The 11,611-nt window shown below is 47.2% G+C and carries 12 protein-coding genes and 1 pseudogene; 8 read left to right on the plus strand and 5 right to left on the minus strand.

The genetic code is table 11. The features are described from left to right. Positions 1 to 214 precede the first annotated feature (214 nt). Positions 215 to 454 carry a DUF6737 family protein gene (locus QZW82_RS31245; RefSeq protein ID WP_293157989.1) on the minus strand — a complete coding sequence of 80 codons (240 nt, stop codon included), beginning with the start codon at positions 452 to 454 and terminating at the stop codon, positions 215 to 217. 52 nt (positions 455 to 506) lie between these two features. Beyond that, positions 507 to 1,109, minus strand: a complete 603-nt coding sequence (locus QZW82_RS31250; RefSeq protein WP_293157992.1) for a Uma2 family endonuclease — start codon at positions 1,107 to 1,109, stop codon at positions 507 to 509. A gap of 298 nt (positions 1,110 to 1,407) precedes the next feature. On the opposite strand from QZW82_RS31250, the gene QZW82_RS31255 reads away from it, so the two are divergent. The 4 genes from QZW82_RS31255 (at position 1,408) to QZW82_RS31270 (ending at position 4,635) form a co-directional block, all read left to right on the plus strand. Continuing rightward, positions 1,408 to 2,070, plus strand: a complete 663-nt coding sequence (locus QZW82_RS31255; RefSeq protein WP_293157995.1) for a VWA domain-containing protein — start codon at positions 1,408 to 1,410, stop codon at positions 2,068 to 2,070. A gap of 244 nt (positions 2,071 to 2,314) precedes the next feature. Continuing rightward, entirely contained in the window at positions 2,315 to 3,094 is a 780-nt protein-coding gene (locus tag QZW82_RS31260) for a PP2C family serine/threonine-protein phosphatase (protein ID WP_293157998.1), read from the plus strand. A 29-nt stretch (positions 3,095 to 3,123) separates the two neighbouring features. Next, positions 3,124 to 3,792 carry a glycerophosphoryl diester phosphodiesterase membrane domain-containing protein gene (locus tag QZW82_RS31265; RefSeq protein ID WP_293158001.1) on the plus strand — a complete coding sequence of 223 codons (669 nt, stop codon included), beginning with the start codon at positions 3,124 to 3,126 and terminating at the stop codon, positions 3,790 to 3,792. A 150-nt stretch (positions 3,793 to 3,942) separates the two neighbouring features. Beyond that, the gene (locus tag QZW82_RS31270) at positions 3,943 to 4,635 is read left to right on the plus strand and encodes a hypothetical protein (protein ID WP_293158004.1); all 693 of its coding nucleotides are present in this window, start codon (positions 3,943 to 3,945) and stop codon (positions 4,633 to 4,635) included. Between the two features lie 196 nt (positions 4,636 to 4,831). On the opposite strand, the gene QZW82_RS31275 is transcribed toward QZW82_RS31270, so the two are convergent. Beyond that, on the minus strand, positions 4,832 to 5,008 hold the full coding sequence (locus QZW82_RS31275; protein WP_293158007.1) for a hypothetical protein: 177 nt from the start codon (positions 5,006 to 5,008) through the stop codon (positions 4,832 to 4,834). Between the two features lie 447 nt (positions 5,009 to 5,455). Between QZW82_RS31275 and QZW82_RS31280 the strand changes: the two genes are divergently transcribed. From QZW82_RS31280 to QZW82_RS31295, 4 genes are all read left to right on the plus strand, one after another. Beyond that, on the plus strand, positions 5,456 to 6,451 hold the full coding sequence (locus QZW82_RS31280; protein WP_293158010.1) for a ribonuclease III domain-containing protein: 996 nt from the start codon (positions 5,456 to 5,458) through the stop codon (positions 6,449 to 6,451). A gap of 171 nt (positions 6,452 to 6,622) precedes the next feature. Beyond that, complete coding sequence (locus tag QZW82_RS31285; protein WP_293158013.1) at positions 6,623 to 7,318, plus strand: Uma2 family endonuclease; 696 nt, start codon at positions 6,623 to 6,625, stop codon at positions 7,316 to 7,318. Positions 7,319 to 7,475: 157 nt separating this feature from the next. After that, on the plus strand, positions 7,476 to 7,640 hold the full coding sequence (locus tag QZW82_RS31290) for a hypothetical protein (protein WP_293158016.1): 165 nt from the start codon (positions 7,476 to 7,478) through the stop codon (positions 7,638 to 7,640). A 24-nt stretch (positions 7,641 to 7,664) separates the two neighbouring features. Then, complete coding sequence (locus QZW82_RS31295; protein ID WP_293158019.1) at positions 7,665 to 9,776, plus strand: DNA-binding protein; 2,112 nt, start codon at positions 7,665 to 7,667, stop codon at positions 9,774 to 9,776. Between the two features lie 189 nt (positions 9,777 to 9,965). On the opposite strand, the gene QZW82_RS31300 is transcribed toward QZW82_RS31295, so the two are convergent. Continuing rightward, positions 9,966 to 11,066: a precorrin-8X methylmutase gene (locus QZW82_RS31300; RefSeq protein ID WP_293158022.1), complete on the minus strand. Its 1,101-nt coding sequence runs from the start codon at positions 11,064 to 11,066 to the stop codon at positions 9,966 to 9,968. Positions 11,067 to 11,302: 236 nt separating this feature from the next. Beyond that, positions 11,303 to 11,482: pseudogene (locus QZW82_RS31305) on the minus strand (transposase); the annotation flags it as partial. Positions 11,483 to 11,611 lie beyond the last annotated feature (129 nt).

Here is an 11,611-nt window from a genome sequence, read left to right on the forward strand (position 1 = left end):
TTGAAGATTTGAGTGAGTTACTTTTTGATTTATCTAGTTCAGATAAACCTGTTAAATGCCTCGCATGATGTCAGTCAATAGCCTTCATAGCCTTGATTTAACCTCTCGACAATTAATCCACCCTGCTTTTTAAGGGGGATTTAGGGGGATCTAGACTCGGCTATAAACCTACGATACTTATGGCACACCATACAAACTGCGTACCGCCCAAAACCTAATCTGAATGAGAATCCAAAGCACCGCTAGACAGCATCAACCTCGGCCAAACCAACAAGAAAAATCCCATCCAAGCCAATAAAGGAATCGCGACTAAAACAGTTATCCAAACAGTTTTTAGCAAAAACCAACTACCAGAAATTAGACTTGTCCCTGTCAAAAGAATCGACCAAGGCTGACACCACCAGGGTTTGTAATTCCAAGGACTAACAGCTTTTTGTTCGGAAATAGATTTCATGTTTTTAGTGATTTTTCATATATAATAACCCAGTTAGCTCCATTAACCTAATTTAACTATTCATCACCTGTTCGGCTGTCAGCGTTAATTCGGGAAAAGTCCGAGACACAATTCGATCGCTGCCCTTAAACGCAGTTGTTTGATAATTGCCTTCTGCATCCAAAAGGTGGACAAATACAGTCGCAACTTTCGGCTTTCCGATGAATTTTGAGCTAGCAATTCCCAAATAATCCACAACCCAATATTCGGAAATCCCGAGACGCTGATACTCATCAAATTTGTGAATATAATCGACATTCCAATTCATTGATGTTACCTCCACCGCCAACTGAATTGGTTCGCGCAAGGCAGCATAGGCCGAGCGGTCATATCGCCACAAATCGCGATCGATTACACTGACATCAGGTCTTCGCCCTTGTTCAATTCCGGCTTTGTTTACAGTTCTGATAGCTGTTTGGCTTGTTACTACATAATTTAAGCTCAGATTTTTGATTTGAGTGTGAAAAGAGTCATGGATGTAGTCGGCAACATCAATATGATTTCGGGTTGAAATTATTTCGACAATTTCTCCATTTACCAGTTCATAGAGTCCATCTTCGGGACATTCTACAAGGAATTGATCGAATGTCAGTTTTTGTGTGACTTTTTCAATCATAAGATTTACCCTTGTTTTGCATAAATACTATTAGTCTATATTACCACAGACAGGAATGAATTCGTTTTTTGACCGCAGATCGAGGCGGATGAGCGGGGACGAACAAAAGATCGTGAAGCGAAGCTATCGGGAGCGTGAATCACCCTTCTGATATTTGACACTAAATATTTGACGCTGATATTTCACGAAAATGGTAAAATGCGATCGCCCTAGCAAGTTGCATTTAAATATGTTACTGAGTTGATACAGTAAAGTGACAATGCTAAAAACCGAGCCACTCCAAGGTCAATCCTGAACCATGAGACTAGACGAAGCCGTAGAATTTGCCGAAAACCCAGAGCCACGGTGTCCCTGCGTCCTCCTGCTGGACACCTCTGGCTCCATGCAAGGCGCACCCATAGATGCCTTGAATGAGGGGCTGGAAGTCTTTAGGAATGACCTAATTAAAGATGAACTAGCTAAAAAGCGAGTCGAAGTCGCGATTATTTCCTTTGACAATAATATCAAAGTCGTGCAAGACTTCGTGACCGCCGATCAGTTCGAGACACCGCTGCTGACAGCCCAAGGACAAACCCACATGGGCGCCGGCATTCAGCTAGCACTAGACACCATCGCCGCCCGCAAATCCGAATACCGCAACAACGGCATTACCTATTACCGCCCGTGGGTATTTATGATTACCGACGGCGAACCTCAAGGCGAATCGGACGATGTTGTGGAAATCGCAGCACAGCGGATCAAAGAGGAAGAAACTAACAAGCGCGTGGCTTTTTTTGCAGTCGGTGTGGAAGGTGCGAATATCTCCCGTCTCGCGGAAATTGTTGAGCGCACTCCTGTAAAATTGAAAGGATTAGACTTTCGAGAGATGTTCATTTGGCTGTCGGCTAGTATGCAGAGAGTTTCTCACTCAAAAATTGACGAACAAGTCGCATTACCGCCGCCCGGATGGGGAACTGTTTAGTCAGTTGACAGTTGACAGTTGACAGTTGACAGTTGGCAGTTGGCATTAGTCATTGGTAAGGTGCGAAGTGCTTACAATGAATTGGGAGAATCTCAATTTTGCTTTAAAAGTGCTGTCCCGGCTCGCTTGGCTATAGAAGCGAGCGGGGACAGCACTACATAAAAATGCTTTTTACAACAATGAGATGCTCCCAATCAATTTCCATAGTTTTGAATTTACTAAGTTTTGAATACAAGAGTTATTAATGGATAATTCATTATTTAATTGGCAAGTTGTAGCCGCATCGGTGACTGGTACGAGCCACGAAAAACGATCGCAACCCTGTCAAGATGCCCACTGTTGGCGCGTCTTGTCTAACGGTGTTTTGGTAGCAGCGGTAGCTGACGGCGCGGGTTCGGCTGCACTGGCTGAAGTGGGGGCAAAAATTGCTGTGGAAGCGGTTGTGGAAACGATTTGCCAACAGGATTTGCAGCCTGAAAGTGACGAGGAATGGCAGGTATTTTTTACCGCATCCCTGCAAGTTGCGCGGGCGGCTGTGGAAGCGGAAGCCGCAACCCGGGAAGTGGCGGCGAGGGATTTAGCTTGCACTTTAATTGCGGTTGTGGCTACGCCGGAATTGATCGCTGTTGCTCAAATTGGCGATGGTGCGGCGGTGGCGGGTGATAGTGCGGGAAATGCGATCGCCCTTACTGTACCTCCCTGCGGTGAATACATCAACGAAACCGTGTTTTTGATTTCGCCAAATGCGATCGAAACAGCACAATTTCAGGTAATGCGGCAACAACTGCGTCACTTGGCTGTGTTTTCCGACGGCTTGCAAATGCTCGCTCTCAAAATCCCGGAAGGTACGCCCCACGGGCCGTTTTTTGCGCCTTTGTTTCGGTTTTCGGGCACGGCGAAGGAAGATGCGGATGCAAAAGAGCAATTAGAGTCGTTTTTGCGATCGCCCCGCGTGTGCGATCGCACCGATGATGACTTAACATTATTGTTAGCAAGTTTTTCAAGGAATGTCCAATCTGTTTAAATCCCCTTAAAAAATCCGGCTCAAAAATTATGACAGCTCAACGAATTAGTGCAATTAGCTTGTTGCGAGAAACATTTGCCGCTGCGGGAGCTATATACGCTCCCCAGTTGACTATCAACTCTCCCAGTTTAATATTTGCTGTACTCAATAGTGTTGGTCTGGGTTCGGCAGCTATTCCTTTGAATATTATCTACTGGTTCGTGGCAATTCCTTTCTTGTCGGGATCTCTTATTTTCTACACTTACCGAAGTTTGACAGGAAATCAAGTAACTGTGAGTGAGGCTTTCCATCAAGCAAACAGGAGATTGCTGCCACTTATTTTGGTTTATATTATATCTTTTGTGCTAATTTTTGCAGGCTTCATTGCACTAATCATTCCCGGATTGTATGTATCATATCGCTTAATATTTCCACTTTACGCTACCGTCATTGATAACTCTTCGGCGCTTGACAGTCTTAGCAGCAGTTGGGAATTAACCAAAGGGCGCTGGTGGTTGATATTTCGATCGACTTTTCTGATATTTTTTGTAGTTATTGTACCAACAATATTGATTTCCCTATTAATCGATCCGACGGCGAAATCTTTAGCATCTAAGCTTACGGCTAATGTACTGGGATTTTTAGTGGCACCGTTGATGAGTGTTTATTTTGTTTTATTATACCAGCGCCTGCGGGAATCGGCAACAACTATGAAATAGACATCTCCTCAAATAAAGTCAAGGGCTTGCACGATACCTGCCCCACAACAATTGTTCGAGATGTTTAATGAGTGGCGAAAATTTGGTGCGGTTCTATAATAAAATCGAGGTGTCAACAATTCTGGTTTAATCTGTAGAGTAGGTCGTCACTTGCAAGCACAAGAGATTAAGGATAAGCTCAACTCCCTAATTAGCGAAGCAGATCTCATAGATCCGAGTTTGGCGAGAAGATTGGATGAAATCAATCGCTGGGTGAAAGATGTTAAACCCGGTTCGCTAACTGCTAAGAAATTTGTGCTGGCTTTTTTGCTACAGCTTATGCGAGATTCTCAGGTTTGGCTGGCGGTTCAATCTCTACCCTCGGAAGGAGAACGACAAGCGGCGTTTGAGTTAATGACTCCGGGTGAAAGGTATTGGTACAGTTATTTATTTCCTAAATGGCTGAGTGAAAACGATCGCAAATTTTACATCTGGAAACAAAAACTCAAGGCGGGTAAATTCGATCCGGCTGACGATGGCGTCATTCGTGCGATCGCCGCCCGGATAGTCGAACGTCAAGGCAGTGTTTTGTATCGCTATGTAGCAGATCTTTCTATGGCTACCGATTCGATCGTCAGCAACCGCCAACAGCAGCCCCTCTGCATTCAAGTCACCACTCTTTCTGATGAGTTTTCGGAACAAAAATATCAAAAATGGCAACAAACTCTTCAAGGCTGGGGGATTGACAGAGGACTATTTTTAAGTTATGATACAAAAGATGCAAATTTCCTGAACCAGTTAGTTAACATTGCATTATATAATAGTGATAATTTGCCCGCAGGTCGTTACCTTAAATTCCCATAAATTCACCCGATCTGCTGCTGAGAATAGTTCGACTGCTCAAAATTCGGTGAACAAGAAATTTTGAATAACTCGCATATTGCAGAATTTTAGACAATGCCACCAACTTAATCATCAGCCCGCTTCCCTTGGGCCCGAAGGCTACGCCAAGATTTTTCCTCCCATTCTCTGTTTCCCGGGGGGATATGGCAAAGTGCGTTCAACAGTTGACAGTTGACAGTTGACAGTTGACAGTTGACAGTTTGAGAGGGAACTCTACCCTTAAGTCCGAGGATTGGAGTAATGAATAGTCTGATTTTAATTTCTCCCGATCGGCATTGGGGCTTTCAACCAATTCTTTCTGGTAATCGGTAATAGATACGAATGTGTTAAGCAACGAGAAAATTCAGGGCTGCAATCAATAGCGGTAAGGTGCGGAATTCGCACTTTACGAAAGATAGAGGTTCTGCGTAATTCCTGGCCCAGCAACGGGAAGATTTACCGCAGCAATCAATAGCCGTAAGGTGCACGGCCCGATGGCTGCCTGTGAAAGATAGAGGTTCTCCGGAATTCTTGGCTGAGAAATGGGAAAATTTACCGAAACAATCAATCTATTCATTCAGTTGACAATTGACAGTTGACCGCTTGAGGGCATTTGACAATCATAAGGAAGAGGATTGGAGTAATGAATAGTCTTCTCTTAATTCCTCCCGATCGGGGTTCCAGCTTTAAACCAATTCTTTCAGGTAAAATAACTAGCAACTGGGTATAAATTGAATTGAGATTAGATTGAAGTGCGCTGAAATTGTTGGAAATAAAATCAAATTACATCAAAATCAATACTATGACAGTAAAAGGTACAAGCACCGTTGAAAGCAATTTACAAAAAGTCTTTGAAGAACTAGAAGCTGCCCGAAAAATGCAGGATGATTGGATGCACCACGGGGTTGATTTTGTTGATTTGTATGTGGAAAATGCTGGCGGTGATTGGTTAGAAAGGTGGGCAAAATGTGAAGAAGAATTAGAGCAGATCAAAAATAAACAGGTAGATATTGAAGCAGTCAAAGTAGCGATCGGCCTGGACGACTTTGGGCAAACCGAACTGCTGGAAACGGCCTTGAGCAGCCGCTGCGATCGCCCGGAGGAGTATCCGGCTGGGGAAGATGTGAAGCAAAAACGGCTTTCACTCTTAGGCGGAGCGATTTTCGGTGCTGTTGTTACCGATTACCTGTACCGCGAATATCCCGAACTCGATTGCGATGCGATTTCAACCTTAAAAGCTCGTTTAGCAGACAGTCAAAAACTCTCGGAATTTGCGGAAAATCTGAAATTGAACGAACTCTGTCGGGGAGCCGTCAGCGGGAAAGCAACAAAACCAAGCGAGTACAATAGATTTTTAGCCCAGATTTTTGAGGCTTTGTCGGGGGCGATTTACTTGGAATTCGATCGCGATTTTTTGCGTGCGGGTAACTGGCTGATCCAGCAGTCGATCGAAGGAACGATCGGCGAACACTTCGATCTAACTCAGCAGTCGAAAAGTACGCTCTTAAACGAGCTAAAACGCCGGGAAATCTTGGGTGCGGACATTCTAGAGGCGATCGCGATCGACTATTTGTACAACCGCTTTCCCGATCGCAACAGCAGCCAGTTAACCCGCTGGAAAAATCTGTTAGCCGCCCAAGAGATTTTCCCCAAAGACTTTAAGGCAAAATTAGGCAGTCATTACCTGGAATTGGAGAGCAATTTCTCGCGCACCCGCGACTGGTTGGTGGATAACTTTATCAAAACCGCAGTTGACGAACTGGAAGAGGAAATAGGCGGTTCATCAGTTGACAGTTGACAGTTGACAGTTGACAGTTGACAGTTGACAGTTGACAGTTGACAGTTGACAGTTGACAGTTGACAGTTGACAGCTAACTATTTGTTTGATTTCCCCCTAAACGGGGAGGCTTCAGACGCGATTATCTCGGTAAACTAAAATCAACTCATAAAAAAAATTGGGAAAACAGCAATGGTTACACAACTGCAATCTCCCGAAAAATCAAATGTCATCTACCCCGACGATAACGGCGAACCGATGTCAAACAATACCGATCAGTTTCGATTAATTGTTTGGATTAAAGAAAACTTAGAATTGCTGTTTGCAAATGACCAGAATGTTTTTGTAGCGGGTGACTTGCTGTGGTATCCGGTGGAAGGAAATAATAAACTATCCCAAGCACCAGATGTGATGGCAGTTTTTGGCATACCAAAAGGATACCGAGGTTCTTACCAACAGTGGAACGAAGGTAATATTGCACCGCAAGTCGCCTTTGAAATTTGGTCGCCGGGAAATCGTCTGACTCCGATGATTCAAAAATTCCAATTTTACGAACGCTACGGTGTGGAAGAATATTATTTGTACAACCCGCAAACTTTAGAACTGACAGGATGGTTGCGGCGAGAATCACAATTTGAAGCGATCGAACAAATGGACGGCTGGGTAAGTCCGAGACTGGGAGTGCGGTTTCAATTATCTCAAACAGGACTCGAAATGTTCGGGGCTAACCAAGAACCGTTTATGAATTTTGTGGAACTCGATCGACTGCGACAGCAAGCCGAGGCGCGGGCCGAACAGGCAGAAATGCTGCTGGAACAAGAGCGATCGCGATCGCAAGCCTTAGAATTAAGACTCCGAGACATGGGAATCGATGCCGATCGACTCTAACCACAATTGCAAAATTGAACTATCGTGGAACAGGCATCTTGCCTGTTGCTGAGTTTTTCAGGACGGGCAGGATGCCCATCCCACAATAAAATAGAATTACCGGTTTATCAGTGGGGTCGCTTTCTTTAATCTAAAATCTAAGATCTAAAATTCACGCATGAAAATTTGGTCTGAAGCCTTCCCGTTTAGGGGGAAATCAAATCCTCTTCTATGGACGGCTATGGGTAGCTGTCAACTGTCAACACTCCAATCCTCTTCTATCGACGGAACAGATAGCTGTCAACTGTCAACTGTCAACTGTCAACTGTCAACTGATGACTAATCCTCTATCCCCTAACGGAATTCTATGCAGTTGCAACGCCAATTTAGCGGACAACTGATTGCGATCGACACCAACAGCGCGATCGCCAGTGGCGGTCAAGGTCGCATCTATCCGATCGCCAAAGACTCGTCCCTGGTAGCAAAAATCTACCACAAACCGACAGACGAAGACGGCGACAAACTCACAGTCATGTTCAGTATGCCGCCGGATGCGCCGATCGCGGAACCGGGACACGCCTCAATTGCTTGGCCTCTCGATTTGCTGCATACTGTCGGCGGGCGCGAAAAAATCGTCGGTTTTGTGATGCCGCGCGTCAAGAAAGTGCTGCCGGTACACACTTTCTACACTCCCAAAACCAGGCGCGAACAAAAACCCCTATTTAATTATCTTTACCTCCACCGCACCGCCAGAAACCTCGCCTCGGCTGTAAATGCCCTCCACGTCAGGGGTTACGTCATCGGCGATGTCAACGAGTCGAATATTCTTGTCACGGATACGGCTTTAGTAACGCTGGTAGATACGGATTCGTTTCAAGTGCGCGATCCTTATACAGGTTACGTTTATCGGTGTCCCGTGGGGAAACCCGAGTTTACACCGCCGGAATTGCAGGGCCAGACTTTCCGCGATATCGATCGAGCTCCCGAGCACGATTTGTTCGGTTTGGGGGTATTAATTTTTCAATTATTAATGGAAGGTACGCACCCGTTTTCGGGAGTATATCTGGGTAGCGACGAACCGCCGTCTCTGGAAGCGAGAATTCGATCGGGCCATTTCCCCAGCGGTACCAAGCGAATACCCTACCGCCCGATGCCCGCAGCGCCCCCCTTCGAGATGCTGCATCCCCGACTGCGACAGATGTTTGTCCGCTGTTTTGAGGAAGGGCACAGGAATCCGTCGGCGCGCCCGGATGCGAAAACTTGGGTGAATGCGATTCGGGAAGCGGAAGATTCTCTACTTACTTGCAGCAAAAACACTCAGCACAAATACGGAAATCATCTGAGTCGGTGCCCTTGGTGCGATCGGGCAAAACTCCTCAAAGGCCGAGATCCGTTTCCTTCGCGGCAGGCAGTCAGCAACGGATTGCACTTGCAGCCCGCGAAAACCAAGCGTAAAAAGCCCCAACCACCTCCCGTCGTGAGGGAGACCGCAGTGCGCCGGCAACAACCCTCGACGGGGCTGCCGCGGCAACTGGGCAACTATCAATTGCCGATGCTACCGATTCCTTCTCGGAGTCGGACTCCGGCGCCTCAGGTTCCCCTTACCAAGTTTGAGCGAATTGTTCAGGATGCTGCTTGGGGTGGTGTTTGGGGTACTTTGTGTTTGGCGGCGGTGGCGGGGATTTTTTCGGCGATCGCGGAGGGCGGCGGCGCGATTTTGGGGGCGATTTTTGTTGGTTCGATTTGGGGCAGTTTTTTTGGGATGATGTGGGGCATTTTTACTTTGTCGCCGAATCAGATTTGGCGGAAGTGGGGGGGAGTTTTGCTGGGGACTCTCTGGGGGGCTTTCTTTTTGGCTGCGATCAGCGGTGTGGTGTTTGGGGCGATTAGTGATAATCGGGCGATCGGGCAGGGGATTTTGTCTGGCGCCGGGGTTGGGACTCTCTGGGGCTGTGTTTGGGCAGCTTTTTCGCCTCCTCTGGCACTGCCGGTGGGGAGGGTGTGGGGCCGGCGGGGAGGCTTTTTGGGGGCGGTTTGGGGAACGTTTTTGGGGACTTGGGCTGGTGTTTTGCTGGGGGCTGGGTTGGTGGTTTGGCAGCAATATAACGGGCAGATGCGGCCGGCGATCGAGTTTGGGGGTTTGTTGCTGGGTGTGGCAATTGTGGCGGCGGGTGTGGGTGCGATTGGAGGTTTAATTTCTGGGAGTTTTTTGGGTGTTTGCGGGTTTGCACCAAAGCTACCGGTGTCGTTTCAGCCTTCGGGAATTCGGGGTGCGGCTTTGGGTGCGATTTGGGGCAGTTTTTTGGGGACTTTTGCAGGTACGGTGTTGGGGGCGGGCGTGTGTGCGGTGTTTCCGGCCCTCAGCGGTGGGGTGCCGGTGCAGTTTGCCCCTGTCGTAGGTGCGATCGTCGGGGCTGGTTTGGGAGCAATTTGGGGGGTAATTTCGGGTGCTGTTTGGGGGGCTCTGGGCAAGTGGTGATTTGATTTAAGGCTTCAATTTGTTTTTTTTCGATTCTAGTTGCGATCGCGATCGAATCTAAGGTATGTAGTTGCGCTTCAGCGCTCTTTCAATATATAAGTAAGAGCGCTAAAGCGCAACTACGTACCTAATAATTCATTCCTATTTTGCGTCAGTTGAGTAAGTCCTGCTTGAGATAATTGCATCTTTTTACTTAAGATGACAGTGACAATTCGGCTTTTCTATCAAAGACTCAACCAGAGAATTCAAAGCAACCGCCGCCAACAACCCGCCGCCAAAAGTCCCCACCGTCGTAATATAAGGAATTCCCGATCGCAGTAAGCGACGTTTCGCTACTGGAGAATGACTGAAGCCGATCGGCATTCCAATTACCAAAGCCGGTTGTAGTTGCCCGTTGGCGATCGCCTCACAAATCGCCATCAGCACAGAAGGCGCATATCCTACTACTATTATACAGCCTTTTTCCAATTTCAATAATTTTTCAAACCACTCGCGCTCGTGCCAGAATTCTTGTTCAGCTTCCGCCGCAGCATTGATATGCGGTTCGTCAATTAAAGTTGTAATACTTGTTCCCAAATGCGCCAATCTTGTGCCATCCAAAGCAGCAAAAACAGGAGGCACGTCAGCTACAATTTGACACTGATTTTTCAAAGCTTCCCGCGCCGATTTAATCGCCGTTTCGCTCAACTTCACAAACGGCAGCAGCGAACAATCACCGGATGCTAACACCAGTTTAGACAGCAAGTCTACCTCAATTTCCGAGCGATCGGCCAAATCCGGCAACAAATGCTGCAACGACTCCCCAAACGCCTCCGGGTGAGTGTGCGCCCCCGCATCCCAAGCATCCCAAAGTTGTTCCAACTGTCCCAACCCACCCTCAGTTTCCGCCTCCAACAGCCTCAATTGAGCCAGGGCGCCCGCTTGCACCGCTTGACACGAAAGATCCCGCCCCAACAATCCTTCAAGGGCTGATGCCGTTTCTCGGAGGCGCACAATCTGCTGAATTACCGACAGATATTGCCGTTGGAGAGTCGCCATCACCGCGTCTGAGGAAGCCTCCGCGTCTGTTTCTAAGAGTTTGCGGATGTGAGAAAGTTGAAAGCCTTGCTGTTTGAGTGCGACGATTCTTTGGAGTCTTTGCACGTCGCTGCGGGTGTACAGTCTGTAGTTAGAAGTCGATCGCACGGCCGGAGATAGCAGCCCTAAAGCATGATAGTGTCGCACCATCCGAGGCGTAATTGTGCCTTTTACGGCTTCCGTAAGTTGTTTGATTGTTAGGTATTTTTGCATTTGGTTGAAATCAGAAGGGACTCGGCGGTTAGAAACCGCGCCTACACAGACAAAACCTGCCTTCGCAGGTTGAAAGAATCATGTATCCCAGAAGACTCGGCGGTTGAAACCGCGTCTACACAGACGAAACCTGCCTTCGCAGGTTGAAAGTATCCCAGAAGACTCGGCGGTTTCAAGAGACTGTTGGCGAATTAAAAAAGGGTGAAACCAAACATCCCACAATCGTGGAAAAAAAACTATGATGAGGCAGAGGGAAAAAGAGCCGCAAAACGAGAGATACGAGTCTTACCAATCGGAATGTCGCGCCAAAATGCCCACATTCTAGACAAATTCATCGCAGCAGCAGTCACAATATGTTGCAGACGAGTTTTGGCAAGACCCATGTAACGAGCCTCGCGCAAACCAAAAACACGAATTCGTTAGTGTCATGAATTATTCGCGGGGGGTTCCACGGTCATGTTTGGCATGATCTCGCTCTACGACGAGGCAAAAAACTGTGAGACAACTGGTTTCATTGGGAAAGGCTCCAATCTCATCAGATTTGG

It is taken from the genome of Microcoleus sp. bin48.metabat.b7b8b9.023 (genome assembly GCF_013299185.1).
Classification (GTDB): domain Bacteria; phylum Cyanobacteriota; class Cyanobacteriia; order Cyanobacteriales; family Microcoleaceae; genus Microcoleus.